Annotated in this window: 26 protein-coding genes; 12 read left to right on the top strand and 14 right to left on the bottom strand. The window is 65.6% G+C overall.

Annotated features, from left to right (window positions below; genetic code table 11):
• Positions 1 to 9 precede the first annotated feature (9 nt).
• The gene (locus AC1D0O_RS13685; RefSeq protein ID WP_477654061.1) at positions 10 to 606 is read right to left on the bottom strand and encodes a 3'-5' exonuclease; all 597 of its coding nucleotides are present in this window, start codon (positions 604 to 606) and stop codon (positions 10 to 12) included.
• 125 nt (positions 607 to 731) lie between these two features.
• Here AC1D0O_RS13685 and AC1D0O_RS13680 point away from each other — a divergent pair, with 125 nt between their 5' ends.
• Both AC1D0O_RS13680 and AC1D0O_RS13675 read left to right on the top strand, forming a co-directional pair.
• A complete protein-coding gene (locus AC1D0O_RS13680) occupies positions 732 to 989 on the top strand; it encodes a hypothetical protein (RefSeq protein ID WP_477654060.1) in 258 nt (85 codons plus the stop codon).
• Positions 990 to 1,223: 234 nt separating this feature from the next.
• Entirely contained in the window at positions 1,224 to 1,799 is a 576-nt protein-coding gene (locus tag AC1D0O_RS13675) for a hemerythrin domain-containing protein (protein WP_477654059.1), read from the top strand.
• A 45-nt stretch (positions 1,800 to 1,844) separates the two neighbouring features.
• On the opposite strand, the gene AC1D0O_RS13670 is transcribed toward AC1D0O_RS13675, so the two are convergent.
• Together AC1D0O_RS13670 and AC1D0O_RS13665 are read right to left on the bottom strand one after the other, a co-directional pair.
• Entirely contained in the window at positions 1,845 to 4,961 is a 3,117-nt protein-coding gene (locus tag AC1D0O_RS13670) for an FAD-binding and (Fe-S)-binding domain-containing protein (RefSeq protein ID WP_477654058.1), read from the bottom strand.
• A gap of 75 nt (positions 4,962 to 5,036) precedes the next feature.
• Positions 5,037 to 5,723, bottom strand: coding sequence for a GntR family transcriptional regulator (locus tag AC1D0O_RS13665; RefSeq protein WP_477654057.1), 687 nt, complete (start codon positions 5,721 to 5,723; stop codon positions 5,037 to 5,039).
• Between the two features lie 115 nt (positions 5,724 to 5,838).
• On the opposite strand from AC1D0O_RS13665, the gene AC1D0O_RS13660 reads away from it, so the two are divergent.
• From AC1D0O_RS13660 to AC1D0O_RS13650, 3 genes are all read left to right on the top strand, one after another.
• A complete protein-coding gene (locus tag AC1D0O_RS13660) occupies positions 5,839 to 7,059 on the top strand; it encodes a pyridoxal-phosphate-dependent aminotransferase family protein (protein ID WP_477654056.1) in 1,221 nt (406 codons plus the stop codon).
• A 124-nt stretch (positions 7,060 to 7,183) separates the two neighbouring features.
• Positions 7,184 to 8,161, top strand: a complete 978-nt coding sequence (locus AC1D0O_RS13655) for a Bug family tripartite tricarboxylate transporter substrate binding protein (protein ID WP_477654055.1) — start codon at positions 7,184 to 7,186, stop codon at positions 8,159 to 8,161.
• A gap of 86 nt (positions 8,162 to 8,247) precedes the next feature.
• Entirely contained in the window at positions 8,248 to 9,369 is a 1,122-nt protein-coding gene (locus AC1D0O_RS13650; protein WP_477654054.1) for an ABC transporter substrate-binding protein, read from the top strand.
• A gap of 12 nt (positions 9,370 to 9,381) precedes the next feature.
• Here AC1D0O_RS13650 and nth read toward each other — a convergent pair whose 3' ends face one another.
• Complete coding sequence (nth, locus tag AC1D0O_RS13645) at positions 9,382 to 10,026, bottom strand: endonuclease III (protein WP_477654053.1); 645 nt, start codon at positions 10,024 to 10,026, stop codon at positions 9,382 to 9,384.
• A gap of 57 nt (positions 10,027 to 10,083) precedes the next feature.
• Positions 10,084 to 11,103 carry a BLUF domain-containing protein gene (locus tag AC1D0O_RS13640; RefSeq protein WP_477654052.1) on the bottom strand — a complete coding sequence of 340 codons (1,020 nt, stop codon included), beginning with the start codon at positions 11,101 to 11,103 and terminating at the stop codon, positions 10,084 to 10,086.
• A 226-nt stretch (positions 11,104 to 11,329) separates the two neighbouring features.
• Between AC1D0O_RS13640 and AC1D0O_RS13635 the strand changes: the two genes are divergently transcribed.
• Positions 11,330 to 12,973, top strand: coding sequence for an alkaline phosphatase family protein (locus AC1D0O_RS13635; protein WP_477654051.1), 1,644 nt, complete (start codon positions 11,330 to 11,332; stop codon positions 12,971 to 12,973).
• Positions 12,974 to 12,998: 25 nt separating this feature from the next.
• On the opposite strand, the gene AC1D0O_RS13630 is transcribed toward AC1D0O_RS13635, so the two are convergent.
• Positions 12,999 to 13,949, bottom strand: coding sequence for a LysR family transcriptional regulator (locus AC1D0O_RS13630; RefSeq protein WP_477654050.1), 951 nt, complete (start codon positions 13,947 to 13,949; stop codon positions 12,999 to 13,001).
• A gap of 148 nt (positions 13,950 to 14,097) precedes the next feature.
• Between AC1D0O_RS13630 and AC1D0O_RS13625 the strand changes: the two genes are divergently transcribed.
• Positions 14,098 to 15,507, top strand: coding sequence for a M20 family metallopeptidase (locus AC1D0O_RS13625; protein WP_477654049.1), 1,410 nt, complete (start codon positions 14,098 to 14,100; stop codon positions 15,505 to 15,507).
• 36 nt (positions 15,508 to 15,543) lie between these two features.
• Positions 15,544 to 16,536 carry a Bug family tripartite tricarboxylate transporter substrate binding protein gene (locus tag AC1D0O_RS13620; RefSeq protein ID WP_477654048.1) on the top strand — a complete coding sequence of 331 codons (993 nt, stop codon included), beginning with the start codon at positions 15,544 to 15,546 and terminating at the stop codon, positions 16,534 to 16,536.
• 63 nt (positions 16,537 to 16,599) lie between these two features.
• Here AC1D0O_RS13620 and AC1D0O_RS13615 read toward each other — a convergent pair whose 3' ends face one another.
• From AC1D0O_RS13615 to AC1D0O_RS13590, 6 genes are all read right to left on the bottom strand, one after another.
• Positions 16,600 to 17,580 carry an AraC family transcriptional regulator gene (locus tag AC1D0O_RS13615; RefSeq protein WP_477654047.1) on the bottom strand — a complete coding sequence of 327 codons (981 nt, stop codon included), beginning with the start codon at positions 17,578 to 17,580 and terminating at the stop codon, positions 16,600 to 16,602.
• Positions 17,577 to 18,896 (bottom strand): type II toxin-antitoxin system HipA family toxin, encoded by a 1,320-nt coding sequence (locus tag AC1D0O_RS13610; protein WP_477654046.1) that lies wholly within the window; start codon positions 18,894 to 18,896, stop codon positions 17,577 to 17,579. Before AC1D0O_RS13610 ends, AC1D0O_RS13615 begins: the two co-directional genes overlap by 4 nt.
• A gap of 52 nt (positions 18,897 to 18,948) precedes the next feature.
• Entirely contained in the window at positions 18,949 to 19,239 is a 291-nt protein-coding gene (locus AC1D0O_RS13605) for a helix-turn-helix domain-containing protein (RefSeq protein ID WP_477654045.1), read from the bottom strand.
• 140 nt (positions 19,240 to 19,379) lie between these two features.
• Positions 19,380 to 19,784 (bottom strand): PaaI family thioesterase, encoded by a 405-nt coding sequence (locus AC1D0O_RS13600; protein ID WP_477654044.1) that lies wholly within the window; start codon positions 19,782 to 19,784, stop codon positions 19,380 to 19,382.
• 7 nt (positions 19,785 to 19,791) lie between these two features.
• On the bottom strand, positions 19,792 to 20,319 hold the full coding sequence (locus tag AC1D0O_RS13595) for an SRPBCC family protein (RefSeq protein ID WP_477654043.1): 528 nt from the start codon (positions 20,317 to 20,319) through the stop codon (positions 19,792 to 19,794).
• A gap of 56 nt (positions 20,320 to 20,375) precedes the next feature.
• Positions 20,376 to 20,984, bottom strand: a complete 609-nt coding sequence (locus AC1D0O_RS13590) for a TetR/AcrR family transcriptional regulator (RefSeq protein WP_477654042.1) — start codon at positions 20,982 to 20,984, stop codon at positions 20,376 to 20,378.
• A gap of 142 nt (positions 20,985 to 21,126) precedes the next feature.
• Between AC1D0O_RS13590 and AC1D0O_RS13585 the strand changes: the two genes are divergently transcribed.
• The 3 genes from AC1D0O_RS13585 to AC1D0O_RS13575 all read left to right on the top strand — a co-directional run bounded on the left by AC1D0O_RS13585 (position 21,127) and on the right by AC1D0O_RS13575 (position 23,943).
• Positions 21,127 to 22,317: an aminotransferase-like domain-containing protein gene (locus AC1D0O_RS13585; RefSeq protein WP_477654272.1), complete on the top strand. Its 1,191-nt coding sequence runs from the start codon at positions 21,127 to 21,129 to the stop codon at positions 22,315 to 22,317.
• A gap of 43 nt (positions 22,318 to 22,360) precedes the next feature.
• Positions 22,361 to 23,020 carry a hypothetical protein gene (locus AC1D0O_RS13580; RefSeq protein ID WP_477654041.1) on the top strand — a complete coding sequence of 220 codons (660 nt, stop codon included), beginning with the start codon at positions 22,361 to 22,363 and terminating at the stop codon, positions 23,018 to 23,020.
• Positions 23,021 to 23,154: 134 nt separating this feature from the next.
• Positions 23,155 to 23,943, top strand: a complete 789-nt coding sequence (locus AC1D0O_RS13575) for a tetratricopeptide repeat protein (RefSeq protein WP_477654040.1) — start codon at positions 23,155 to 23,157, stop codon at positions 23,941 to 23,943.
• Positions 23,944 to 23,961: 18 nt separating this feature from the next.
• Here AC1D0O_RS13575 and AC1D0O_RS13570 read toward each other — a convergent pair whose 3' ends face one another.
• Both AC1D0O_RS13570 and AC1D0O_RS13565 read right to left on the bottom strand, forming a co-directional pair.
• Entirely contained in the window at positions 23,962 to 24,501 is a 540-nt protein-coding gene (locus AC1D0O_RS13570; RefSeq protein WP_477654039.1) for a GNAT family N-acetyltransferase, read from the bottom strand.
• 2 nt (positions 24,502 to 24,503) lie between these two features.
• Entirely contained in the window at positions 24,504 to 24,878 is a 375-nt protein-coding gene (locus AC1D0O_RS13565; RefSeq protein WP_477654038.1) for a VOC family protein, read from the bottom strand.
• Between the two features lie 150 nt (positions 24,879 to 25,028).
• On the opposite strand from AC1D0O_RS13565, the gene AC1D0O_RS13560 reads away from it, so the two are divergent.
• Complete coding sequence (locus tag AC1D0O_RS13560; protein ID WP_477654037.1) at positions 25,029 to 26,180, top strand: MFS transporter; 1,152 nt, start codon at positions 25,029 to 25,031, stop codon at positions 26,178 to 26,180.
• The last annotated feature ends 98 nt before the right edge of the window (positions 26,181 to 26,278 follow it).

The raw sequence follows: 26,278 nt of genomic DNA, 5'->3' as shown, positions 1-26,278 counted from the left end.
CGAATGGCTCTACGGTAGCCCGAGGGCCTTGTACACCCGAAGCGCCCCGTAGGCATCATTGGCCGCGTAGACGATTTGCGCTTCCGTGAGCCGTTCATTGGCCCAGTTGGAGGTCGCCGCTTTTTTGGATTTGAGGAAGCGCTTGTTGAACACCACGGCCACGGCGCCGCGCACGCCCATGTCCTTGCGGTAACCGCGTTCACGGAAGACCACGTTCAGGTCCAGCACGCCTTGCAGGTCCACGCCCAGCTTGCGGATGATGCGGCGCTGGTCGTCGCCCAGGCCGAAGCCGGCTTTGATCACGGCGGGTGAGCTGAGCACCAGGCCGACGGCGCGGCGGCATTCGGCGTCTTCGAGCTGAAAGATCCAGGCCTTGTCCAGAGCCGAGAGCTGCACGATGTGCGGGCCTTCGGAGGCTTCGTTTTTGGCGAAGGTGGGTTTGGATTCGGTATCAAAGCCCAGCACAGTGGCGCCCGTGAGATCCTTGAGCGCCTGGGCTGCCCGGGCGGGCGTGGAGACCACCTCTATCTGTTCCAGGCCCAGCCGCTCGAAGGGCTCCAGCAGGGCGATGGCTTCCTTGTCGGGGGTGGGATAGCGCTCGGTCATAGGGTTCCATGCAAAAGGGAAGTCGGCAACGGGAAAAGGAAGATGCAAAAAAACCGCGGTGGCGGGCTCCAGAGCTTACAGTCCAGGGTAGCGCATTACACCGGATCGCCCGCACTACCGACATCATGGCAGCAGCACAAAGCATCACCACCGAGCATTACAAGCTCTTTCCGTCGCCGCGCAACCGGCACCGCACGATTTTCCTGCACCAGGTGTTTGTGCCGCATTCTTTCATGCTCATCGACCTGGAAAGCTATCGCTTCAAGGGCAAGTACAGCCTGTTCGGCGCCTGTCGGCTGGCGGACATGCGCATGGGCCAGCTGGTCACGCTGGAGCTGCCCGAGGACGAGGCCACCTTCAACGCGAAATTCGTGCCGGACTGAGCCACATTGGGTCCTGGCGAATGCCGCTTACGCCGCGCAGCATTTCCTGTTGGAATAAATTTCCGGGTATTCTGACACGGCCCCGGGGGGAGCCGCTCGCCCGCTTGATGTAGATCAACAGCGTCGCCGGCGGCCGCCCCTATAGTCAAACTGGCGGCTCGGTTCCGGTGGGTCGTCCCGGCAGTTACCGGGACGGCCGCCCGGCAGGTGCTGCCGCTAACCAGGGGCAGATCCATGACCACTCATCACGCCACCCTTCACGGCGAGCAATCGTCGGCATCGCCAGCCGCTGCGGGGCCCACCGACCTGGCCCTGCCGCTGGCCGGGTTCTCACAATGCCACTTCAGCATTGCCTCGCAGTTGCAGGCCTTCGCGGAGCTGCCGGGCCTGCTGGCGGCCCAGGCGCAGGCCCACACCATCGCCACCCGCACCTTGAGCCTCTTCAAATACGCCGTGGCCGGGCACCATGCCGACGAGGAGGGCGAGCTGTTTCCCGCCGTGTTGCGCAATGCCGTCAAGGGGGAGGAAGCGATCCGGGTCCAGACCCTGGTGATGCGCCTGACCGCCGATCACCGCCGCATCGATGCACTCTGGAAGTCACTGGAGCCCGCGGTGAGGGCGGTGGCAAACAACCGGCCCGCCGAACTGGACCTGGTGGCCGTCGAAGCCCTGGTGCAGGCCTACCTCGCCCATGCGCGCTATGAGGAAGAGTTCTTTCTTCCGCTGGCCGAAGAAATCCTGGGGCGCAACGACAAACGCATGGCGGCCCTGGGCCTGTCGCTTCACCTCAGGCATGCATCCATGGTGTGATCCAAACGGTGAAAGGCCCTGGGCGCCCGGCTGGTTTCGGTGTTCTCAGCCCTGCAGCTGCCGCGCCAGCAGCACCGCCACGTGGATCGCCTCGCGCTGCGCGCCGTCCTTGATCTGGTGGCGGCAACTGGTGCCGTCGGCCACCACGATCGCGTCGGGCTGTTTGCGCACCGCAGGCAGCAGGCTCAGCTCGGCCATCTGCATCGACACATCGTAGTGCGCAGCTTCATAACCAAAGCTGCCGGCCATGCCGCAGCAGCTGGATTCAATCAGCTCAGGCTTGGCGCCCGGAATCAGCTTGAGCACGTCCAGAATGGGGCTCACCGCGCCGAAGGCTTTCTGGTGGCAGTGGCCGTGCAACAGAATAGGCTGGGCTGAAGGCTTGAGCCGGCCCTTGAGCATCTCGAGCTTGCCGTCGGCCGCCTCGCGCGCCAAAAACTCTTCCAGCAGCAGTGCATGGCGGCTGATGGCCTGCGCCGCCTCGCCCAGGCCCATCACCAGCATCTCGTCGCGCAGCGTCAGCAGGCAGGAAGGCTCCAGGCCGACGATGGCGATGCCTTGCTCGGCGAAGGGTAGCAGGGCGCCCACCACCTCGCGCGCCTTGGCCTTGGCCCTGTCCACCATGCCGCCGGCCAGGTAGGTGCGGCCGCAGCACAGGCTTTTACCGTCGGGCGTGGTCTTGGCGGCGACATGCACCGTGTAGCCGGCGGCCTGCAGCACCTTGAGCGCGGCCAGCGCGTTTTCGGATTCGAAATAGCCGTTGAAGGTGTCCACGAACAGCACCACGGGCCGCGTGGCGGCCAGCACTTCTTCGCGGGTGGCGGTGTGGATGCGGCCGTGCGGCGCGGCGCCGGGCTCGCCCGAGGCGTCGAGCTGCTTCCAGAAGGTATTGCCGCTCCACTGCGGCAGGGTGCGGCGCGCCGAGAGGCCCAGCAGCTTTTCGCTCAACGCGGCCATGCCCGGAATCTTGTCGCGCAGGTTGAGCAGCGGTGCGCAGCGGCTGGCCCAGTGCGCATAGTCGGGCAGGTGGGCGACCAGCCGGTCTTTCAGCGTGTAACCGTGCCTGGCCTTGTAGTGGTGCAAAAACTCCACCTTCATCTTGGCCATGTCCACGCCGGTGGGGCAGTCGCGCTTGCAGCCCTTGCAGCCCACGCACAAATCCATGGCTTCCTGCACGGCTTCGCTGGTGAAAGCGTCTTCCGCCTTCAGGCCGTCCAACTGCCCGCTCAGCGCCAGGCGCAGCGTATTGGCGCGCCCCCGCGTCAGGTGTTTTTCGTCGCGTGTGGCGCGGTAGCTGGGGCACATGGTGCCGGCATCGAACTTTCGGCAGTGGCCGTTGTTGTTGCACATCTCCACGGCCTTGGCAAAACCCTGGGCCGGGTCGCCGCCCGTGCCCGGCTCGCTGGTCTGCTCGGTCACCGGGTCGTTCTGCACGTTCCAGGCGCTCCAGTCGAGCGCGGTCTTGATCGGGATGACCTTGTAGCTGGGCGGGAAACGCATCAGCCGCGCGTCGTCCATCTTCGGCGGATTGATGATGCGGTTCGGGCTCAGCAGATTGATCGGGTCGAGGTAGTTCTTGATCTGCGCAAAAGCGTCGTTGATCTTCGGTCCGAACTGCCATTCGATCCACTCGCCGCGGCACAGGCCGTCGCCGTGCTCGCCGCTGTAGGCGCCCTTGTAATGGCGCACCAGGGCCGAGGCCTCTTCGGCAATCGCGCGCATCTTGGCGCCGCCCTCGCGCCGCATGTCCAGGATGGGCCGCACGTGCAGCGTGCCGACCGAGGCGTGGGCATACCAGGTGCCCTTGCTGCCGTATTTGCGGAAGACCTGCGTCAGCGCGTCGGTGTATTCGGCCAGGTGCTCCAGCGGCACGGCACAGTCTTCGATGAAGCTGACCGGCTTGCCGTCGCCCTTGAGGCTCATCATGATGTTCAGGCCCGCCTTGCGCACTTCCCAGAGGTTTTTCTGCGGTGCGTCCTCGATCATCTCGACCACCGAACCGGGCAGGCCCAGGTCGCCCATCAGCTCGACCAGCTGGCGCATCTTGGGCACCAGTTCGGACTTGGACTTGCCCGAAAACTCCACCAGCAAGATCGCGTCGGGCCGGCCGATGAGGGCGGTGCGCACCGTCGGCGCGAAGGCCGGGTTCTGCAGCGAGAGCTCGATCATGGTGCGGTCCACCAGCTCGACCGCGCTCAGCGTGCCATCGCCGCCCAGCTGCACGATGTGCTGGGCCGTGTCCATCGCCTTGTAGAAGGTCGGGAAGTTCACCACGCCCAGCACCTTGGTGCGCGGCAGCTCGGCCAGCCGCAGTGTCAGCGACTTCGTCAGCGCCAGCGTGCCTTCGCTGCCCACCAGCAGGTGGGCCAGGTTGACCGAGCCGTCCTGTGTGTAGGGCTTCTCGTTCTGGTTGTTGAAGATGTCCAGGTTGTAGCCGGCCACCCGGCGCAGTACCTTGGGCCAGTGCGCTTCGAGCTCGGGCCGCAGCTGGTCGGACAGCGCCTTGACGTAATCGCCGAGTTCGCGCGCGGCGCTGCCTGCCTTGTCGTAGCGCCCCAGTTCCAGCAGGCTGCCGTCGGATCGCCAGGCGGTCGCGCCCAGCACGTTGTGCACCATGTTGCCGTAGGCGATGCTGCGGCTGCCGCAGGAGTTGTTGCCCGCCATGCCGCCCAGCGTGGCCTGCGCGCTGGTCGACACGTCCACCGGGTACCAGAGGCCGTGCTGCTTGAGCGAGGCGTTCAGGTGATCCAGCACGATGCCGGGCTGGACTTCGGCCGTGCGTTCGCCCAGGTCCACGTCCAGGATGTTGCGCAGGTGTTTGGCATGGTCTATGACCAGGCCCGCGCCCACGGTCTGCCCGCACTGGCTGGTGCCGCCGCCGCGCGGGACGATGGGCACCTGCAGGTCGCGGCAGATGTCCAGGGCGGTTTTCACGTCGGCATCGGTGCGCGGCACGAACACGCCCACCGGCGTCAGCTGGTAGATGGACGCGTCGGTGGCGTAGCGGCCCCGGTCCGCCGGCGAGAACAGCACCTCGCCCTGGGTTTCGGCGGCCAGCCGCGCGGCCAGCCGGCCGGCGACCTCATTGCTGACGCGGGCCACGTCGTCATAAGCCTGGGCCGCGGCCTCGCGGCTGATCTTGAGGGGGAGGGGGGCGTTCATCGCGGCGTTTCGCCTTTTTTCTGTGTGGGGCTGTGGGGAGGGATGGGCGGTCCGGGCGCCAGGCCCGGCTACGGCTCAGGCCTTGGCGCTTTCCGCCACGGCGGTACGCAGCTGCTGCACCACGACATCGCGCTTGTTGGCCAGGTGGTCCAGCAGCACGCGGCGCATGGCCGCCGCGTCACGCGCCTCCAGGGCCTCAATCATCTGTTCGTGTTCTTTCACGGCCGCTTTCCATTTTTCCTCGTCCTGGTTGGAGCGAAAGCGCAGTGCCTGCAGGCGCGCATTGACCTGCGCGTAGGTGCTGGCCAGCACCGGGTTCTTGGCCGCGGCGTTGATGGCGTTGTGGATCGCGGCGTTGAGCCGGTAGTAATTGGGCAGGTCGCGGCGCGTGTAGGCGGCCAGCATTTCGAAATGCATGGCCTTGATCTCCGCCAGTTCGGCCGCGGTGATGCGTTCGGCCGCCAGTTCGCCCGACTGTGCTTCCAGCCCGGCCATCACCTCGAAGGTGTTGAGTACGTCGGCTTCCGTCAGCTCCACCGCGATCGCGCCGCGGTTCGGCAGCAGCTCCACCAGGCCTTCGGCGGCCAGCATCTTGATGGCCTCGCGCAGCGGCGTGCGCGAGACGTTGAGCACCTCGCTGAGTTCGCGCTCATTGAGCTTGGCGCCCGGCAGGATGCGGTTTTCCACCAGCATCTGGCGCAGCCGGTGCGCGACCTGTTCGTGCAGTGCCGCACGCGGGATGGGGATGATTTCAGCAACCATGTGGAAATTTTGTATGCAAAAAATACCCCTGTCAAATCAATTTGTAGTCTTATGGTGACTTGACAAATGAATTTTGTATGCAAAAAATAGGGGCTTACTTCAGGAGCAGACCGCCATGTTGACGCTTGACTTTCACCCCACGGGACGTCATTTCTTGCAGATTCCCGGCCCCTCGCCGGTGCCTGACCGCATCCTGCGGGCCATGAGCCTGCCCACCATTGACCACCGCGGCCCTGAATTCGCCGCACTGGGCCTGAAAGTGCTGGCAGACATCAAGAAGATCTTCCAGACCAAACAGCCCGTCATCATTTACCCGGCCTCCGGCACCGGCGCCTGGGAAGCGGCCCTGTCCAACACCCTGAACCCCGGCGACCACGTGCTGATGTACGAAACCGGCCATTTCGCCGCGCTGTGGCAAAAGCTGGCGGCGCGCCTGGGCCTGAAGACCGAAGTCATCAGCTACCCCGGCGCCGACGTCTGGCGCCATGGCGTGCAGGCCGCGCTGATTGAAGAGCGCCTGAAGGCCGACACCCAGCACAGCATCAAGGCCGTCTGCGTGGTGCACAACGAAACCTCCACCGGCGTCACCAGCAATATCGCCGCCGTGCGCAAGGCCATGGACGCCGCCAAACACCCGGCGCTGCTGCTGGTCGACACAATTTCCGGTCTCGCTTCCGCCGACTACCGCCATGACGAGTGGGGCGTCGACGTCAGCATCAGCGGCTCGCAAAAAGGCCTGATGCTGCCGCCCGGCATCAGCTTCAATGCCGTCTCCGCCAAGGCCATCGAGGCCAGCAAGAAGGCCACGCTGCCCAAGGCCTTCTGGGCCTGGGACGAGATCATCGAGATGAACAAGACCGGCTACTGGCCGTCCACTCCCAACACCAACCTGCTGTACGCGCTCAGCGAAGCCTGCGACATGCTGCTCGAGCACGGCCTGGAAACGGTATTTGCACGGCACCAGCGCTGGGCCGTCGGCGTGCGCGCGGCGGTCAAGGCCTGGGGCCTGCAGATCCAGTGCGCCGACCCGGCCGTCTATTCGCCGGTGCTCACCGGCGTGATGACGCCCGAGGGCGTGGACRCCGACGCGGTGCGAAAGATCATTTACGAACGCTTTGACTGCTCGCTCGGCACCGGCCTCGGCAAGGTCAAGGGCAAGATGTTCCGCATCGGCCACCTCGGCGACTGCAACGACCTCACGCTGATGGCCGCGCTGAGCGGCTGTGAAATGGGCCTGAAACTTGCGGGTGTCAAACTCGCGGGTTCTGGCGTGCAAGCCGCCATGGACCATTTTTCCAGCCATGCGGCCGTGGTGCCGCAGCGTAAGGCGGCCTGACAAGGTCTGACCAGATTTGACAAAAACCTGAAAAAGACGCTTGCCAACAACGCCAATATTTACGTCACGTTAACCCGCCAAACTGTCACCGAGCTTTTTACATTACCGATCAGGAAGGGAAACCATGCAACGCAGAACCTTTATCAGCGCGACGGCGGCCACGGCCGCCATGGTGGCATCGCCCATGCTCAGGGCGCAAACCCTGCCGTCCGGGCCGGTCCGCATCGTTGTGGGTTTTCCGCCCGGCGGCGGCACCGACGCGCTGGCGCGCGTGGTCGGGCAAAAGCTCTCCACCATGTGGAACATCTCGGTGGTGATTGAAAACAAGGGCGGTGCCGCCGGCGTAATCGCAGCCGACTACGTGGCCAAGCAGCCCGGCGACGGCAACACCCTGCTCATGGCCCACATCAACAGCCACGCGCTGGCGCCGGCGCTGGGCCTCAAGCTGGGCTACAACCCCGAGCGCGACTACGTGCCCATCAGCATGGTCGGTGTTACGCCCAACATGCTGATCTGCAACGCCGACCAGCCCGCCAAGACCGTCAAGGACCTGGTCGCGCTGTGCAAGGCCAAGCCCGGCCAGATCAGCTTCGCCTCGGCCGGCGGCGGCTCGGCCCAGCACTTCGCGCTGGAGATGTTCAAGCTGCAGGCGAAAATTTTCGCGCTGCACATTCCCTACCGCGGCTCCGGCCCGGCCCTGGTCGACCTGATCGGCGGGCAGGTCAACTATTGCTTTGAAACCATGACCTCGGCCACGCCCCACGTCAAGAGCGGCAAGGCCATCGCGCTGGCGCAGACGCGCCTGAAGCGCGCCAAGGGCCACCCCAATGTGCCCACGATGGCGGAATCGGGCTTTCCGGGCTTTGAGGCGACGGTGTGGTACGGCCTCATGGGCCCGTCCAAGATGCCGCCGGCCATGGTGCAGCGCATGAACGAGGACGTCAACAAGGTGCTGGCCATGCCCGACGTACAGGAAAAAATGGACCAGTACGGCGCCGAAGACGGCGGCGGCAGCACCGAAAAATTCGCGGCCTTCATCAAGATGGAGCAGAAAAAATGGGCGCAGGTGGCGGAGCAAGCCAAGGTCAAGATTGACGCCTGACATCGCGCCCAATGGGGTGGAACCGGCCTCGCGCCGGTTTTTTTATGGACAACAAGTTTTTCAACAACAAGGGTAGGGATCGTTTCATGACAGTTGTGAATTTTTCAAGGGCCGGCCGTCTGCTGGCCGTTTTTTTCCTGTGCGCCGCCAGCGTGGGCGCCTCGGCCGACATCATCCTGGGCCACTCGGGCGACCTCTCGGGCACCAGCGCCGCGCTCACCACCGACTACGTGCGCGGCATGAACGCCTACTTTGACGACGTCAACAAAAAGGGCGGCATACGCGGCGAGAAGATCAAGCTCGTCAGCCTGGACGACGGCTTTAACCCCGACAAGACCGCCGACAACACCAAGGCGCTGATCGAGCAGAACGCCGTGGCCCTGGTGGGTTTTCGCGGCACCGCCAACATGCTGAAAATCGTGCCCATCGTCCAGGGCGCCGGCATCGCCCAGATCGGCAACACCAGCGGCGCCAAGTCGCTGCGCGACCCTTTTGTGCCCAACCTGTTCCATGTGCGCGCCAGCACCACCGACGAGATCGAGGCCGCCGTCAACCACGCCTGGACCATAGGCATCAACAAGATCGCCGTCGCCTACCAGGACGACGCCTTCGGCAAGGAAGGCCTGGAGGCCCTCAATGCCGCCATGCAAAAGCGCAATGCCGCGCCCGTCGCCGTGGCACCCGTGCCGCGCGGCACGGTGGACGTGGCCAAGGCGGTGGACCTGATTGCCGCCGCCCAGCCTCAGGCCGTGATCCTTATCGCCCAGGCCAAACCGAATGCCGCTTTCATCAGGGCCTACAAGGCCAAGGGCGCGAGCGCGCAGTTCATGGTGCTCAGCGTGTCCTCCGGCCTGCATGCCGAACTCAAGGAGTCTGCCGCCGGCACCATCGCCTCCCAGGTCGTGCCTTACCCCTTCACAGAACTTGGCAACGCCGCCGTGAAGGAATACCAGACCGTGATCTCGGGAACTGCCGACAAGAAGTTCAGCTACAACAGCATGGAGGGTTTCCTCAATGCCAAGCTGGTGGTGCGCGCGCTGCAGAAGACGCCGGCACCCGTCACACGCGCCAAGCTCATCAGCACGCTGGAATCCTTCACCAACGAAGACCTGGGCGGCTTCGCGGTGACCTACAGCAAGCAGAGCAACCTGGGCTCACGCTTTGTCAATCTGACGATGATCCGAGCCGACGGCACCTTCGCACGTTAAGGCACAGCGGGCTCAAGCCGAAGGCGGCGGCGTCTTCGGTTCGTAATCGCACCAGGGCGCCACCGCGCATTGCCAGCACAGCGGCTTGCGCGCGATGCACACATAGCGCCCGTGCAGGATCAGCCAATGGTGCGCGTCGACCAGGTAGTCGGTGGGCACGCGCTTGAGCAGGTTCATCTCGACTTCGAGCGGGTTTTTGCCGGGCGCCAGGCCGGTGCGGTTGCTCACGCGGAAGATGTGCGTGTCCACCGCCATCACCGCCTCGCCGAAGGCCGAGTTCAGCACCACATTGGCCGTCTTGCGGCCCACGCCGGGCAGGGCCTCCAGCGCCTCGCGTGTGCGCGGCACCTGGCCGCCGTGCTGCTTCACCAATATCTCGCAGGTCGCCAGCAGGTTTTTGGCCTTGGTGCGGTACAGGCCGATGGTGCGGATGTAAGACTCCAGCCCCTCGAGTCCCAGGTCGAGGATGGCCTGCGGCGTATTCGCCACCGGGTAGAGCTTGCGCGTGGCCTTGTTCACGCCCACGTCGGTCGCCTGCGCGCTCAGCAGCACGGCGGCCAGTAGCTCGAACACGCTGGTGTATTCAAGCTCCGTCACCGGCATCGGGTTGGCGGCCTTGAGGGTGGCAAAGAACGGGGCGATGTCTTCTTTTTTCATGCACCGGAGTGTATCGGTGCAGGCCGGCAGGCGCCGTCGGGGCCGTTGGCAGCGGTCTCAGGCCGCCATGCGCGGCACGTCCCACATCGAGCTCGGCGGCTCGCCGGCGCGCTGGAGCTGCGCCTGCACCACCTGCCAGATGGCATTGCAGTCATCGGGCCTGGCGGTGCCCGCGGCCAGATAGGCCAGGTGCGCCGCCTGGGCCTCGGCCTGCATGCGCTCGTGGGTTTCAGCATTCGGGGCGATGCCCAGCAAGGCCGGCGTGGCCGGCAGGCCCTCGCAGGCCGCGGTCATGCGGCCCATCAGCGCGTCGTCGAATTTGGGGGCGCCGCTGAACAGCATCACAAAATGCGGCCAGTCCGGCAGGAAGGCGCGGCGCAGCCCGTGGGTCAGGCCGTTGCGCGCCACCGCGATCATGCGGCAGGGATGGCCGCTTTCCATGAATTCCACGTATTCGCTGCTGCCGTCCATGTCCTGTTCGCCCGCGAAGCGCCGCTTGGCCACGGTCCCGCCGGTGCGCTGCGCCAGCCAGCCGACCATGGCGAAGGCCTCGTTGCCGCCGGCCGCGCAAATGCCGACCCGGTGGAAAGCTTCGGGGTCGGCCAGGCCTTGCGCCTGCGGCAACTGCATGGGCGCCGACAGGCGCCGCAGCACGGAGGAGGGCCCGTACTGCACGCCTTTTTCGAACTGCTCGCGCAGCGCCACCACGCGGCGGCCGAACTGCACGGCCGACTCGGTGGCCTGCGACATCACCATGGACCAGGGCGTGGGCAGGATGCGCCGGCCTCGGCTCAGGTGCAGGGTATGCGGCGAGTGGTGGCGCGGGTCTTCGGCCATGCGCTGCAGCAGGGCGCGCAGCGCCGGCGACGGGCCTTCCGCCCAGTGGATGAACCAGCCGCTCTGGTATTGCAGGATCGCGTGGATGCCGTCCACCGCGTTGTGGCGCAGGGAGTGCGCGCGGATGTCCTCCATCTGCGCGTAGATGCCTTCCTTCATGTGGCAGATGCTGGCTGTCACCACACGCTCGACTTCCGCTTGTCCAGGACTCGCCGCATAGGGCGCGATGCTGTTCACCATGAGGCCATCCTGCCCCATAAGCAAAATCCGCGTCAATCCCCGCCCCTAAAGGGTGCAGGTGAATAGTGGCAAAAATGCCGCGCTAACAGGGCTGCAACATTTTCTTGCAACTCGGCGGCGGCCATGCGTGCATGATGCGGCGCCGCTGGGAGACACACCCATGGATGCGACCGGCGCGGGTCATTACGGGGGTAGGCCCGGCCTGAACTGCTTTAGCATCGCAGCCATGAAAGCTCACACTCTTTTACGCCTGCTGGCCGCCTCGCTGGCCGCCACATTGCTTGTCAGCTGCGCCGCCGCACCCGGCAACGCGCCGCGCCCCAAACTGGTGGTGTTCCTGGTCGTCGACGGCCTGCCGCAGCGCCAGGTGCTGGACTACCGGGACCAGCTCGCGCCCGACGGCTTCGCGCGCTTCCTGGACCGCGGCGCCTGGTTCGCCAACGCGCACTACGGCCATGCATTCACTGTCACCGCGGCCGGCCACGCCACCATGCTGACCGGCGCCTACCCGCAGCGCACCGGCATCATCGGCAACGACTGGCGCGACCCGCTCACGGCCGAACCGGTGTACTGCACCGGCGACACCTCTGCCACCTACATAGGCCACAAGACCAACGCGCTCGACGGCACCAGCCCGAAAAACCTCAAGGCCGAAACCGTCGGTGACGTGCTGCGCCGTGTCGACAGCCGCTCCAAGGTCATCGGCATCTCCGGCAAGGACCGCGGCGCCATCCTGCCGGCCGGCAAGACCGGCATCGCCTATATGTATATGGGCGCGACAGGGCAGTTCGCCTCCAGCACCCACTACATGGCCGCGCACCCGGCCTGGGTCGACAGCTACAACGCCGCCAAGCCGGCCGACCGCTATTTCAAGACTGAATGGAAAGCCTTGCTGCCCGAAGCCGCCTACGCGCGTTCGCTGCCTGACCAGCAGCCCTGGTACGGCCCCGCGGGCGGCGGCCTGCCGGCCATGTTCGGCGCGAAGGAAGACGCGGCGCCCGGCCCGCGCTTTTACAACTCGCTGCTGCGCGGCCCGTTTGTTGATGCCATGTCGCTGGACTTCGCGCGGGCCGCCATCGCCGGCGAGCAACTCGGCCAGGACGACATCCCCGACATCCTCTCGGTCAGCCTATCCGGCCACGACTACGTGAACCACGCCTTCAGCGCCGAGTCGCGCCTCTCGCACGACCATTTTCTGCAGCTGGACCGCCTGCTGCAGGCCTTCTTCCTGGACCTGGACGCGCGCATCGGCAAGGACAACTACATCGCCGTGCTCACCGCCGACCACGGCTTCATGCCCGCGCCCGAATACAACGCCAGCCAGGGCCGCGAGTCCGGCCGCATCAACGGCAGCCAGGTGCTGGGCCGCATCAACGCCGGGCTGGAAAAACGTTTCGGCGAAGGCACATGGGCCGCGGGCTTCTCGGGCTCCAGCGTGCTGCTCAACAAACAGCTCATCGCGCAAAAGCGGGCCGATGCCGACGCCGTGGCCGAGGAAACCCGCGCGCTGCTGCTGGCCGAGCCCGGCTTCGCCGCGGCCTATACCCGGCGCGAGCTGCTAAGCGGCAGCCGCGCCGGCGCGCCTTTCTTCGAGCAGATCCGCAAATCCTGGCACCCCGATGTCTCGGGCGAAGTGCAGTATTCGCCCAGGCCCGGCTGGATGTTCGGCAACACGGTTGCCACGCACGGCTCACCCCATCCCTATGACACCCAGGTGCCCATCCTGGTCTACGGCCCTGCCTGGGTCAAACCCGGCCGCATCGATGCGCGTGTGGAAGTGGTCGACATCGCGCCCACGCTGTCGCGCGTGCTGCGCATCGCGCCGCCCTCGTCGGCCGAAGGCAAGCTGCTGCCGCTGCCAGGTTTGTAAAAGCCGCTTTTAAAGGGCAGGGCGCTCAGCCGCTCTTTTTCGCGGCGCGTTTGCGCGCCGGCGCCATGCCGTCACCCGACTGGCGTATGGCGGCGATCAACTGCGTCGTGAAGTCCAGCACCAGCGGCGCCAGCGTCTGGCCGTGCAGCGACAGCACCTGCAGCACGCGCTGGCTCAGTTGCGGCTCGGCAAAGGGCACGGCGACCAGCTGGCCCTGGCGTATCAGGTGGGCGGCCGTCAGGTAGCCCGACAGCATGATGTCGCCGCTGCGCACGCTGGGCAGCAGGGCCGACGAAAAATTGCTGACCACCGAGGTTTGGTACTCCAGGCCCTGGATGCTGGCCACCATGTCGAAGAGCTGGCGGCCCGTCATGCCCTTGGCGCTGATGCCCAGCGGGTATTTCACGACATCCGCCGCCGTCACCACGCGGGCCCGCGCCAGCGGGTGCGTGGGCAGCATCAGGGCATAGATGGGCGCGGTGGCCGCATGCCGCACCGTCACGCCTTTTTCCGGCGCCACGCTGTACTTGAGCGCCACGTCGGTCTCGCCCTGCAGCAGCAGTCGGCTCACCGCTTCGGGCGAGCCCACGCTCAGCTCGATCAGTGCTTCGGGGTGGCTGAGGCGAAAGCCGGTCATGACTTCCGGCATGAAACCCGTCGCGAAGCCCTCGGTGCAGGCCACGCGCAAGCGCCGCGCGCTGAAGCCCGCCAGGCCGCGCACCTGCTCCATCACGCGTTCGGCGTCGTCGCTGCCCGCACGCACATGGGCCATCAGGCGTTCGCCCGCGTCCGTGGGCACCATGCCGCGCGCCCTGCGCTCGAACAGCGCGCAGCCCAGCTGGTCTTCCAGCTTGCCGACCTGGCGGCTCACGGCCGAAGCCGCCACGTGCAGCTGCGCCGCGGCCTGGCTGACCGAACCGGTGCGGGCCACCTCGAGGAAGTAGCGGATCTGCGTGCTGAAAAAAGAGGTTTTCATGCGAAGGCGCCTGGCAGGTGAAAGCCATGGTTTGCCGAAAAGGCAATGGTTTGTTGCGATATCTCTCATTGTAGTAAGCCCTGATTCTTCCTACATTTGGTTTCATGCCGCGCTCCACGCCGCGCGGTTCCTATAAAAACGGTGAAACATGCTGAGATCAGATTGCCTTGATGCCGCCGCGGCCTGGTTTGACGACGGCCATTTTTTCGACGTCTTGCAAAGGCGCGTCGCGCTGCGCACCGAAAGCGACAGCGGCAAACCCAACCCCGCGCTGGCTGACTACCTGCGTGGCGAGATGACCGACTCGCTGCGCGCGCTCGGCTTTTCCTGCAGCGTCATGCCCAATCCGGTCGAGGGTGCCGGCCCTTTCCTGGTCGCGCGGCGCGTGGAAGATGCGGCGCTGCCCACCGTGCTGACTTACGGCCACGGCGACGTGGTCAGTGGCCAGGAAGGGCGCTGGCGCGAAGGGCTGCAGCCCTGGGAACTGGTTCGCGAGGGCGATCGCTGGTACGGCCGCGGCACCGCCGACAACAAGGGCCAGCACACCGTCAACCTCGGCGCGCTGGCCAGCGTGATCAAGGCGCGCGGCGGCCGCCTCGGCTACAACGCCACGCTGCTGCTCGAGATGGGCGAGGAGGCCGCCTCGCCCGGCCTGCACGCCTTTTGCGAAAGCCAGCGCGCGCAGCTCAAGGCCGACCTGCTGATCGCCTGCGACGGCCCGCGCGTGCATGCCGACAAACCCACGCTGTTCCTGGGTTCGCGCGGCGCGGTCAATTTCAGCTTGCGCCTGCGCGCGCGCGACAAGGCCTACCACTCGGGCAACTGGGGCGGCGCCTTGCTCAACCCGGCCAGCGTGCTGGCCGGCGCCGTGGCCTCGCTGGTCGATGCGCGCGGGCGCATCCAGGTGGCGGCCCTCAAGCCGCGCGTGCTGCCCCCGTCGGTGCGCCGCGCGCTGGCCGGTGTGGCCATAGGCGGCGGTGCGGACGACCCGCTGCCCGACGCCGGCTGGGGCGAGCCCGGCCTCAGCGCGGCCGAACGCCTGATGGGCTGGAACACGATCGAAGTGCTGGCGCTGGGCGCCGGCTCGCCGCAGCGCCCCGTCAACGCGATTCCCGCCGAGGCCGTCGCCCATTGCCAGCTGCGCTTTGTGGTCGGCACGCCCTACCAGGACCTCGCCGCCATCCTGCGCAAGCACCTGGACCGCTACGGCTTCAACCGCGTCGAGATCGAGATCACGCTCACCGGCGCGGCCACGCGCCTGGACCTGGACCACCCCTGGGTGGGCTGGGCGCAGCGCTCCATCGCGCAGAGCAGTGGCAAGCCGGTCGTCACGCTGCCCAACCTGGCCGGTTCCTTGCCCAACGACGTGTTCGCCGACCTGCTGGGCCTGCCCACGCTGTGGGTGCCGCACTCCTACCCGGCCTGCGCGCAGCACGCGCCCGACGAACACCTGCTGGCGCCGGTGGCCCGCGAAGGCCTGCGCATCATGGCCGGCCTCTACTGGGACCTGGGCGAGCCCGCCGGGCTGCCCTGGCATGCCGCGCCGGCCACTGCCTGAGTTTGTCTTGTGATTGCCACCCCACCGGAGATGCCCATGCCTTCCGATTCATGCCGCTCGCTGCTTCACGCGGTCTTGATAGCCGCCGCCTGCTTCACCTTCGTGCTTCCGGGCCTGGCGCAAGCGCAGGCCTGGCCTGCCAAACCGATACGAATGGTGGTTCCCTTTCCGCCCGGCGGCGGCACCGACGTCGCGGCCCGCATCATCGGCGAGCGGCTCAGCGCCCGCCTGGGCCAGCCCGTGGTCATCGACAACAAGCCCGGCGCCGCCACGGCCATTGGCGTGGGCATGGTGATCGCGGCCGAGCCCGACGGCTACACGCTGCTGTTCTCGGGCTCCACCAGCTACACCGTCAACCCCGCGGTGCGCAGCAAGCTGGGCTACGACCCCTTCAAGCAGCTCTCGCCCATCGCCATGGTCGCGCGCACGCCGCTGGTCCTGGTGACCTCGGCCACCGGGCCCTACAAAACCCTCAAGGACGTGCTGACCAAAGCCAAGGCCGAGCCGGGCGCCGTGACCTATGCCACCTTCGGCGCCGGCTCGGCGCCGCACCTGGCCGGCGAGATGCTGGCCAACGCCGCCGGCGTGAAGTTCTCCGCCATTCCCTATAAAGGCAGCGCCGAGGCCGACATCGGCGTGGTGCGCGCGGACGTCAGCATGGGCATAGACACCCTGGCGGCCGTGAATCCCCTGGTGCAGTCCGGCAAGTTGCGCGCCCTCGCGGTCATCAGCGAAAAGCGCTCCGCCCAGATTCCCGGCGTGCCCGCTTACGGCGAGCTGCAGCTATCGCCGGCGCTGCTGGACGGCTGGTATGCGGTCGCCGCGCCGGCTGGCATTTCACCTGCCGTGCGTGACCAGCTGCTGCAGGCGCTGACGGCCATCATCGCCGAGCCCGCGGTGGGAAAGAGGCTGCAGCAGCAGTCCCTGGAGCCGGCCTTCCTGGGGCCGCAGGCGCTGCGTGATGTGATGGATTCCGAGATCACGCGCTACCGCGCGACGGTGGCACGCTCCGGCATTCGCCTCGATTGAGGCCGGGCATGGTCGTCACCGTTATGTATGAGGTGATGGGTGCCGCGCACCGTGGCGCAGGCCCTATAGCACCTTGACCGGCACGCACAGCCAGCAGCTGAAGTTTCCTGTTTTCGGGTCCATCACAAAGTCTTCTTCATACAGCTCCAGCGCCGGTTTGTTGTCCGGCTGGTATCCGCTTTGCGGCAGCCACTCGGCGAACATGTGCGTCCAGGCTTCGTGCACCTCGTTGCCCGGCTTGCCGGTGAAGCGGCCGCAGGCATAGCGCCCGCCGCCAAAGTTTTGCACGCCTATCTCGCCTTGCGGCTTGAAGGCCTCATCCACCTCGATGCAGGCGTCGTAGCGGCACTTGTCGGCTGGCGTGATCTCGGGGTTGTCCTGGCTGATGCCGTACATCTTGGGGCGCGGGTTCATGTAGCCGTGCTGGCCGCACCAGGCGACAAAGCGCTGCCACAGCTGCGCCACCTGGTCGCCGTACGGCCCGGTGTTGCGCATATAAGCCAGGCGCATGGGGGGGAGGGTTTTGAGTTCAATATGCATGGCAAGGGTTCTTTCGGATGAAGGTACCGGCCCGGTGGGCCAGAGGGTTCTATCTTTAAACAACGCCATGATGGAGTCTTGATTCGGCTTGTGATTGCCTTGATGAATCTTGCTAAGTTCAATCTGCCGGCGCGTCGCCCACTCGCGCCAGCCCTCCCGTCGCCACGCTGTGGGTGTCATTCCGAAATGGCTGCGAAAGGCACGGCTGAAAACCTCGGCTGACGCAAAGCCGGTGTCGAGCGCGATTTGCAGCGCGGTCTGCGGCGTAAAAATCAGGCGCTGGGCCGCGGCCTCCAACCGCAGCCGGCGTACGCAGTCGGCCAGGGTTTCGCCCGTTACCGCCTGAAACACGCGGTGAAAGTGCCAGGGCGAGAAGTAAGCCACGTCAGCCAGGGCCTGCAAATCCAGCGTGCCGGCCAGGTTGGCACTGATGTGGTCCACCACGCGGTTGATGCGGGCAATGTAGGCCTGGCGCGCCGCCTGCAGGGGAGCGGTCTCCATCATGGCAGTTCGGCCACAAACTTTTCAGCCTGCGCCAGCATGCCGCGGCGTATGGCGGAAAACACCGGCTCGGGAAAGTCCGGCGGTAGCTGTTCGGCCGCACGTTCCAGCGCGTGCGGCACTTGCAGCACCAGCGCCACCATCTGGTCGAAGGCGCCGGGCACGCCGCTTTGCCGCGCCAGCGCCTCCCAGTGGCGGGTGCGGATTTCGTGCAGGTGGTAGTGCGTATTCTTGTTGCGCAAGGCCATGGCCAGTTTGGCGCGGCGCGGGCTCACCTGGTTGGGCCCGTTGCCGATGATGGGCCAGGCCGACAGCACGTCGTACAGCGGCGTCATGCGAAAGCTGCCGCCGCGCTCCAGGAAGATGGAGAAGTTTTTAGCATGGCCGTCGGTGGCCCCCATGATCCAGAAGGCCAGCTGGACCTGCGCGAAATGCAAAAGATCGGCATCGGCATTGCTGCCTCCCCGCAGCAGGTCCAGGCCCGCGCGTATGCCGGGGCCGCCGTCGCTTTCATACTTGAGGTCGCCGGGCGTCCCGGTGGCCTGGCAGAAATCCTCTTGTGGCAGTCGCGCGATCCATGCGCCACCGTCCATCCATCGCCTGTCGAAGCGCTCTACGATCAGCACTTTTCGGTTGCCGAAGCGGCCCATTTGTGTGGGCGCGACCTCAAACCCCAATTCGCCCAGCAGGGTGGCGCAGAGCCATTCGTTCTCCACGGAGTCCGTCATGTCGGCGCGCATATTGCCCACCAGGCCCAAGGGCAGCTTGAAGATGTGCGTGGTAGGCGTAGAGCCCGACGGCAGGTGCCAACGCTGGCCTATGCGCAGCAGTGCTGTTTTTTCCTGCTCACCGGCAATCGAGATCCGGAAGTCATCCGCCAGCGAGGCGCCTTCCGCGCCGTCCCCGGTTACCTCGCCCAGCAGCGTCTCCACCTGGTTGTCGCTCAGCGGCGTGCTGTCGATGCGATCGTGCGGCGGTGGCTGCAGGCCTTGCGGCATCAGCTGAAGCGCGCCCACGCAATCACGGCCCACGGCGGCCAGCAGGTCGGCCGCGCGAATGGAAGAGGTCCCGAAACGCCGCCGCAGCCGTTCACGGATGCGGCCGCTGTCGGGCAGCAGGTTGTCGAAGTAATGCTCGACCTTGGCGCCCATCACGTCGCCGCCGCCGGCCGGCACGGGGAGCGATACCGACAACGGACGCGCCTGGGGCGAGCGCAGCCAACTCTCATCGTAGCGAAAGCCCGGGGTGCCGGTGCGCGTCCAGAACCACAGGCCCACGTGCTGGCCGTTCATCCACACATCAAGATCAGCGAATGCCATGGGCCACCTTTTGAAACTGTCTCGTCATGATTTTGATCAAGCGCTTTCCCGGCTACCAATCGGCCGTGGGGCTGTTCGCGGTGGGGGCGGTTGGTGTGTCGGTCTCGGCATACCGTCGCAAGTCCGCCAGCAGCACTCGTGCATCCAGCGCATGCAACACCTGGAGCAGCTGGTCGAGACTCACCGCGCCGGGATTTTTTTCAATATCGGCCATGCGGACCTGCTTGACGCCTATGCGCTGACCCAGCGCGGTCTGCGTCAGCCCGCGTGCTTTTCGCAGCGATTTCAAATGCACTGACAGCTGTGCTGATGTCTGAACGGGAAAGGTTTGAAGCGTGTTCATTGATACCACCTTTGAGTGATATTTGCACAATATCGTTTTTATACAATATTGTCAATATATCGTTCAAGGGCGATCAGATGGCCCGACTTGTACTGCCCCGCCGGCACCGCGTTTTGCGAGGCCTGGCCTGTTAACAGTCCCTAGGCCGCTTTACGAATCGTGCCCTGCGCCGCGGCGCATAAGGTGCGCTCTTCCCCGCGCAGCACAAAGATGTCGCAGCGGCACACGGCCTGCGTCTTGCCGCTGCCCACCACCGTGGCCACGGCCAGCAGACGGTCGGCATCTTTGGCCGGCCGCAGGTAATTGATCTTGAACTCGGCCGTTACCGAATCGCCCAGCACCGATCCGCCCGCGAACGTCAGCGCGTTGTCCGCCAGGTAAGACAATACGCCGCCGTGCACAAAACCGTGCTGCTGCAGCAAGGCGGGCACCACAGGCACCGAGAGTTCCGCGCTGCCGGGGGCAAAGGCATCGAGCCGCGCCTCGAGCAGCGCGCTGAAGGGCTGCTTTGCCAGCACCTCGCGGCCGAAGGGCAACAGATCCATGGGCGAGTCAGCGGGCATGCTGCCCCCGCGCAAACGGCGGCGCCGGCCGCCTGCCGCCCGAAGCCAGCCGGCGCAGCAGGCGCACGCGCACCGTCCAGGGCACGGGCCGTGGCTCCAGGCCCAGCGAGAGCTGCGCCTGCGACAGCACGTCTTCCACGCAGACATCGTGCAGCGGCGCTATCACCAGCGGCCAGTAGAGCAGGGCGGGGCCGCGCGCCCGCATCTCGATGCGGTGCTCCAGCACGCAATGCGCGGGCGTGGCGTCCAGCACTTCAAAGCCGTGCCAGCCCTCAAATCCCGCGGGCGCCGTCAGGCGAAAGCGCACCGACTGGCCCGGCACATACGCCTCCACCGTATAACGAATCGGCCCATGGCCGCCGACCGCGCCCACGGCCAGCGGCCTGTCGAACTTCATGCGCGGCCAGGCCCGCCCCGGCCACAGCGCGTCGGCCGGCGAGCCCAGTGAATCAAGCAGTGCGCCCACCCGTTCCGGGCTCGCATGCAAAAGGCGTTGATGAACGTTGACAACTTTCATACAGGGACTCCTTGTTGAAGGTGAAGAGGATGAAGAAGATGAAGAAGATGAAGGCTTCAGGGCGCCACGGCCATCCAGGCCGCGTGTTCCAGCGCGGCCCGTACCTTGGGCGCGACCGCCGGCGCCGGCTGGCTGGCCCAGCGTTGCGTCAGCGACATCGCCGGCGAAAACACCAGCGCCATCCACAGGTGAAACGGTATGGCCCGCATCTCGCCGGCCTCCATGCGCTGCTCCATCCAGGCCTTCAGTGCGCCATAAGCGTGCTCATTGGCCGCATTGATCTCGGCGCCGTCCGTCACACCGCCGCCGCGCCGCAGCGCGTGCAGCAGCCGCGCCTGCTCCGGGTGTTGCAGCACCCACTGGATATAGGCGCGCAGCAGGCCCTTGACCCCGGCCTGCGCCGAGGCCTTGCCGGCAATCGGCGCCGCCAGCGCCGTATGGAAGTCGCGCAGCGTGTGCGCATACAGCGCGTCGGCCAGCAGCGCCTTGGTCGGGAAGTGGTGGTACAGGCTGCCGTTGCTCACGCCCGCCTCCTGGCGCACCATGTCCATCGAGGCGGCTGTGAAGCCCTGGGCCAGGAACACCTTGGTGGCAGCCTCAAGCAGTCGGTCACGGGTCGGGGCAGGCGTGGAAGGTGAGGAGGAGGGGATGTCGGCGTCGCTCATGACTGGAGTATTACTCTAGACCAATACTCTGTCAACCACCCCAAAAGACGTCCTCCAGGCGCCTCTAAACCGCCAGATAGCGCACAACCCCCGCCCAAATTGGCGACAATGCAGCCCAGAAAGCGAGAAACCGAACATGCCCCTGCACTTTGCCGACCGCCTCAACAACGTTGAAACCTCCGCCATCCGCGAATTGTTCAAACTGCTGGGCAAGCCCGGCATCGTCAGCTTTGCCGGCGGCTTCCCTGACCCCGCCATGTTCGACGTGGCCGGCATCCAGGAGGCCAGCAACAAGGCCCTCACTGAAGAACCCGGCGGCGCGCTGCAATACGGCGCCACCGAAGGCTACGGCCCGCTGCGCGAACAGCTCAGCGCCTTCATGGCCACCAAGGGCGCCAAAGACGTCGCCCCCGACAACCTCATCGTCACCACCGGCAGCCAGCAGGCGCTCGACCTGCTCGGCAAGACCATGATCTCCCCCGGCGACAAGGTCATCGTCGAAGGCCCCACCTTCCTCGCCACCATCCAGTGCTTCCGCCTCTACGGCGCAGAACTCATCAGCGCGCCTATCGACGCCCACGGCGTCAAGACCGACGAGCTTGAGCAACTGATCGCCCAGCACAAACCCAAGTTCGTCTACCTGATCCCCACCTTCGGCAACCCCAGCGGCGCGCTGCTGAGCCTGGAGCGCCGCAAGAAGGTGCTCGAGATGGCCGTCAAGCACCAGACCCTCATCGTCGAGGACGATCCCTACGGTGACCTGTTTTTCGGCGAAGCGCCGCCGCCCTCGCTACTGGGCCTCAGCGCCAGCGTGCCTGGCAGCCGCGAACTGCTTGCCCACTGCGGCTCCCTCAGCAAGGTGCTGAGCCCCGGCCTGCGCGTGGGCTGGATGGTCGCCCCCGCCGAACTGCTGGCCAAGGCCACCATGTGCAAGCAATTCAGCGACGCCCACACCAGCACCTTCGCCCAGGCCACCGCCGCCCAGTACCTCAAGGCCGGCCGCATGCCCGAGACCCTCAAGCGCGTGCGCAAGGTCTACGGCGAACGCGCCACCGCCATGGGCAATGCCCTCAAACGCGAACTCGGCGACGCGATTGAATTCACCCAGCCGCAAGGCGGCCTGTTCTTCTGGGCCCGCCTCACCGGCGCGAACGGCAAAAGCCAGGACGCCGGCGAGTTCGCGAAGAAGGCCATCGAACAGCTCGTGGCCTTTGTGCCCGGCGCGCCGTTCTACGCGGCCAACCCCGACCTTGCGACCTTGCGTCTGAGCTTCGCCACGGCCGATGTGGCGAAGATTGAAGAGGGTGTGGGACGGCTGGGCAAGGCCTTATAAAAAGACAGAGCGCTGCGTCTGCGCTATTCAACGGGGGAGAGCGATGTGCAAAATTTTCCTTGGCTTAGGCTTGGGTTTCCTGCACGCAATGGCAGCTGCCGAGCCGCAGTGCACCTTGCGGGTATTTCAGGACAACGTCGAAATCGTTTCGTCGAAGGAGGCTGTGCCGGTTTTTAAGCTGCTTCCCGCTCCCTTTCGGGTTGAGCTGACGCCCGCTGAATGCCGTCCGGGAATCAACCTGGCCTTGAAAACTCAAATCACCTACCTGACAAAAACATCAAAGGTATTTTCAGGTGCGGGCTACTACATGGCAGGCGCGCCAAGTGCCAGTCTTCTTGACCTGGGGGGAACGCGCAACCCGCGCTCCGACATCGATGAAGAAATAACGATGGGGACAGATGCAACCGTGTGGGCGCGAGCCGAGTACGACAAGGCCTGCCGGGATTTGAAGGGCTGCCCTACGGTGGCAAAACCGTATCAATCCGTCTGGCCCTTTGTAGACCCTGTCACCGGTGCGAATCGCAATTACGCGGAGTTCAATTACGCCCAAGGAAAGAATCCTCTGTCTACGATTGCCGGACGTAAGCTCTATGTTGTGGCCTATACCCCCTGGAAGACTTTCAAATCCGGTCCTGAAGAATGGCGCTCTCCCAGTTTCTATCTCTTCGATGTACACCCCTTCTCGCTGGAGTTTTCGCGCTGAGTAAGTTGATGAGGTGATGAGGCGGGGCGCGCAAACCAGGGACAAGATCCAGTCCCAGGTTGGTGCGCTTAAAAGTAACCGCCGTGCTTCATCGATTGGTCGTTTTTTTGTGCCCGTTAACCTGGATATCCACAATGCCCAAAACCCTCAAACAACAAACGGCCTGGCTGGCGGCAACGGCGCTGGCTTTCTCACTCTTTGCCGCTCCTCCCGCCTTCAGCCAGTCAGCAGCAGGCACGTCCCCGCAGGCCGCGGCCAGCCCTGAGGATGCCGCGCTGGAGCAGCAGTTGATGGCCGGCGCCCAATTGCTGCAGCTTCGCCAGCCCGATCGCGCGATTGCCGAGCACTTCGACAAAATCATCGCCGCCTATGAGCTGCGCTACAAGGACCAGAAAGCCAAGCCCTACACCGGCCGCTGGCAGGTGGAAAAGCTGATGTACATGCTGCAGGCGGCCAACGCCAAGGAAGAACCCAAGCAGGGTGCGATCATCGTGCCGCAGGTCTGGTCCGACGCCTGGTACCTCAAGGCCTATGCCTTGATTGAACTCAAACGCCCGGTTGAAGCACGCAGCGCGCTCGAGGCCGCCCTGGCCCTGGCGCCGCGGAACTCCCAGTACCTGGGCGAGCTCGGCACCGTCTACCTCGGCCAACGCAATTGGCCCCAGGCCCTGAAAATCTTTGAGCAGGCCGAAGCCGCCGCCAAAGAGTTTTCCCCGCCCGAGGTCAAGAACAAGGAACTGTCCCGCGCCTGGCGCGGCATCGCTTATGTCTATGTCGAGCAAGGCCGCTGGGACGATGCCGAAAAGGTCTACCTGCAGTGCCTGGAGCTCGACAAGAACGACAGGCGCGCGCAAAACGAACTGAACTACGTCCGCACCCAGCGCCCCACGCCGCAGCGCGCGCCCGCCGTCGCCACGCCCTGAAGAAGTTGTGCCGGCCGCCTACGGCCTTTCACACACCATCAACAACGCCGTCCCATCCGGCGTCAACACTTCACCCACCGCGCGAAACCCGGCTTTTTCATAACAGCGGATCGCGCGCGCATTGCGCGGGTCCGGGTCGGTCTGGATGCGGGTGACTTGCGGGTCGGCAAACAGCTTCGCCACCCAGGCCTTCACCATCGCCGTGCCCAGGCCCTTGCCCAGCAGCGCGGCGTCGGCGATCGACTGGTCTATGCCGCGCACGCCCGGGTCGGTTTCCGCTTCCCACCAGCCGCCGCCCGAACCCATGGCCACATAGGACTGGATGTAGCCCAAGGGCTCACCGTCCAGCAGCGCGATATGCGGCTGCACCTGGGCCGGGTCGCTGATCCAGGCGCCATAGTCGGCTTGTACCTCAGCGAGCGTAGGCGCCGGCCCCCACCACTCGATCCAGTGCGGGCGCGCCATCCAGCCGTGCAGCATGGGTAGGTCGGTAGTTTGCAAAGGCCGGAAGCTGAAGCGCCCAACCGTTACGGCCCCCGGTGCAGGTGTATCGCCCATGCTCATTCGTGCGACCAGACCGCCAACTCATAGCCGTCCACATCCTGGAAATGAAAACGCCGTCCGCCCGGAAACGCAAAAATCTCCCGCTTGATGCGCCCCCCGGCCGCCAGCACGCTGTCGCGCGCCGCTTCTAGCTTGTTTGCATGCAGCACTACCAGCGGGCCGCCGGCCGCCGAGGGCGCCGCCTGCGTCGTGAAGCCGCCCTTCATCGCGCCGTCAGAGAACTCGGTGTACTGCGGGCCGTAGTCGGTAAAGGTCCAGCCAAAGGCCTTGCCGTAAAAGGCCTTGGCTTTGGCGATGTCGCTAACGTTGAGCTCCAGGTAATTGATGCGGCAGTTCTCGGGCGTGGTCGACTTAGCGGGCGTGGCGGGCATGGTGTCTCCAGGGAATTTGGGCCAATCGCCATTTTGCACAGGCAGCAGGGGCACATACCCCTTGCCCGCACGCTTCGCAGGTGTTTGCCTACAATCAAACACAGCGTGGGTGTCTTGCCTGCGGCAACCAGATTCGGGCCCCTTCGCTTCATGACTTCAGCCGCTGCGCCTGGCGCCACCCGCTCCTCCACTTCATCTGGTTCGTCCCTCTCTCCCGCCACCCGCCGCTCCATCCTGCTGCTCTCGTGCGCCACCTTCTCCAGCATGGTGGCCCAGCGCATCTGCGACGCCATGCTGCCCGAGCTCTCGCGCGTCTTCGCCGTCAGCCTCGCGCAGGCCGCGCAAGTCGTCTCGGTGTTTGCCGTCACCTACGGCATCTCGCAATTGTTTTACGGGCCGCTGGGCGACAGGCTGGGCAAATTCCGTATCGTGACCTTTGCCGCGTTGGGCTGCAGCGTCGGCAGCCTGGTCGCCGTGTTCGCCACCAGCCTCGACGTGCTGCTGCTCGCCCGCATCATGATGGCCCTGGGCGCCGCCGCGCTGATCCCGCTCGCCATGGCCTGGGTCGGCGACGCCGTGCCGCCCCATGAGCTGCAGGAGATGCTCACACGCACGGGGCTGGGCAGCACCCTGGGCATTGTCTGCGGCCAGCTACTGGGCGGGCTGCTGACCGATGCGCTCGGCTGGCGCTGGGCTTTTGCCTTCCTGGTGCTGCTGTTTGGCACCGTGGGCTCGCTGCTGTGGGGCGATTTGCGCCGGCAGCAAAAAGCGCAGCCCGTTGTAGAGACCGCGCCAACACCGCAAGCCGCCATGGCACGCCCGCATTTCATCAAGCAGGCCTTGCTGATCGCCAGCCGCCCGTGGTCGCGCACCATCCTGCTGCTGGCCGTGATCGAAGGCGCCATGGGTTTTGGGGTGCTGGCCATGTGGGCTTCGCACCTGCACCATGCCTTGGGTTTGTCGCTCTCGGTTTCAGGTGCCATCGTCGCGCTCTTCGGCCTGGGCGGCGTCGGCTACATGGCCGCGGGCCGCGCGCTGATCCCCCGCCTGGGCCAGCACGGCCTGGTGTTATTGGGCGGTGCGCTGCTCGGCATCAGCGCGCTGGCGATTGCCTACATCCCGCACTGGGCCCCGCCATCCCCGCCAGCCTGGTCGGCGGTTTTGGTTTTTTTATGTTCCACAACGTCATGCAGGCCAACGCCACCCAGATGGCGCCCGAGGCGCGCGGCACGGCCGTTTCGCTGTTCGCGTCTTTCCTGTTCCTGGGCCAGTCTTTGGGCGTGGTGCTGGCCGCGGCCTTGATTGACCGTATAGGCACCAGCGACGTGGTGGCTCTGGGGGGTGGGGTGATGGCGGTGGAGGGGGCTTATTTTGCTTGGGCGTTGAGGCGGCGTTCGCCC

This window comes from Polaromonas sp. P1_F2, from assembly GCF_056405735.1.
Note: the sequence above shows the minus strand (reverse complement) of the source record. Positions and strands in the feature narration are given on the sequence as shown.

Bases quoted from the DNA above. Each gene is read 5' to 3' on its own strand.
- AC1D0O_RS13685 (WP_477654061.1), bottom strand. From the start codon at position 606: ATGACCGAGCGCTATCCCACCCCCGACAAGGAAGCCATCGCCCTGCTG.
- AC1D0O_RS13680 (WP_477654060.1), top strand. From the start codon at position 732: ATGGCAGCAGCACAAAGCATCACCACCGAGCATTACAAGCTCTTTCCG.
- AC1D0O_RS13675 (WP_477654059.1), top strand. From the start codon at position 1,224: ATGACCACTCATCACGCCACCCTTCACGGCGAGCAATCGTCGGCATCG.
- AC1D0O_RS13670 (WP_477654058.1), bottom strand. From the start codon at position 4,961: ATGAACGCCCCCCTCCCCCTCAAGATCAGCCGCGAGGCCGCGGCCCAG.
- AC1D0O_RS13665 (WP_477654057.1), bottom strand. From the start codon at position 5,723: ATGGTTGCTGAAATCATCCCCATCCCGCGTGCGGCACTGCACGAACAG.
- AC1D0O_RS13655 (WP_477654055.1), top strand. From the start codon at position 7,184: ATGCAACGCAGAACCTTTATCAGCGCGACGGCGGCCACGGCCGCCATG.
- AC1D0O_RS13650 (WP_477654054.1), top strand. From the start codon at position 8,248: ATGACAGTTGTGAATTTTTCAAGGGCCGGCCGTCTGCTGGCCGTTTTT.
- nth (WP_477654053.1), bottom strand. From the start codon at position 10,026: ATGAAAAAAGAAGACATCGCCCCGTTCTTTGCCACCCTCAAGGCCGCC.
- AC1D0O_RS13640 (WP_477654052.1), bottom strand. From the start codon at position 11,103: ATGGTGAACAGCATCGCGCCCTATGCGGCGAGTCCTGGACAAGCGGAA.
- AC1D0O_RS13635 (WP_477654051.1), top strand. From the start codon at position 11,330: ATGAAAGCTCACACTCTTTTACGCCTGCTGGCCGCCTCGCTGGCCGCC.
- AC1D0O_RS13630 (WP_477654050.1), bottom strand. From the start codon at position 13,949: ATGAAAACCTCTTTTTTCAGCACGCAGATCCGCTACTTCCTCGAGGTG.
- AC1D0O_RS13625 (WP_477654049.1), top strand. From the start codon at position 14,098: ATGCTGAGATCAGATTGCCTTGATGCCGCCGCGGCCTGGTTTGACGAC.
- AC1D0O_RS13620 (WP_477654048.1), top strand. From the start codon at position 15,544: ATGCCTTCCGATTCATGCCGCTCGCTGCTTCACGCGGTCTTGATAGCC.
- AC1D0O_RS13615 (WP_477654047.1), bottom strand. From the start codon at position 17,580: ATGATGGAGACCGCTCCCCTGCAGGCGGCGCGCCAGGCCTACATTGCC.
- AC1D0O_RS13610 (WP_477654046.1), bottom strand. From the start codon at position 18,896: ATGGCATTCGCTGATCTTGATGTGTGGATGAACGGCCAGCACGTGGGC.
- AC1D0O_RS13605 (WP_477654045.1), bottom strand. From the start codon at position 19,239: ATGAACACGCTTCAAACCTTTCCCGTTCAGACATCAGCACAGCTGTCA.
- AC1D0O_RS13600 (WP_477654044.1), bottom strand. From the start codon at position 19,784: ATGGATCTGTTGCCCTTCGGCCGCGAGGTGCTGGCAAAGCAGCCCTTC.
- AC1D0O_RS13595 (WP_477654043.1), bottom strand. From the start codon at position 20,319: ATGAAAGTTGTCAACGTTCATCAACGCCTTTTGCATGCGAGCCCGGAA.
- AC1D0O_RS13590 (WP_477654042.1), bottom strand. From the start codon at position 20,984: ATGAGCGACGCCGACATCCCCTCCTCCTCACCTTCCACGCCTGCCCCG.
- AC1D0O_RS13580 (WP_477654041.1), top strand. From the start codon at position 22,361: ATGTGCAAAATTTTCCTTGGCTTAGGCTTGGGTTTCCTGCACGCAATG.
- AC1D0O_RS13575 (WP_477654040.1), top strand. From the start codon at position 23,155: ATGCCCAAAACCCTCAAACAACAAACGGCCTGGCTGGCGGCAACGGCG.
- AC1D0O_RS13570 (WP_477654039.1), bottom strand. From the start codon at position 24,501: ATGGGCGATACACCTGCACCGGGGGCCGTAACGGTTGGGCGCTTCAGC.
- AC1D0O_RS13565 (WP_477654038.1), bottom strand. From the start codon at position 24,878: ATGCCCGCCACGCCCGCTAAGTCGACCACGCCCGAGAACTGCCGCATC.
- AC1D0O_RS13560 (WP_477654037.1), top strand. From the start codon at position 25,029: ATGACTTCAGCCGCTGCGCCTGGCGCCACCCGCTCCTCCACTTCATCT.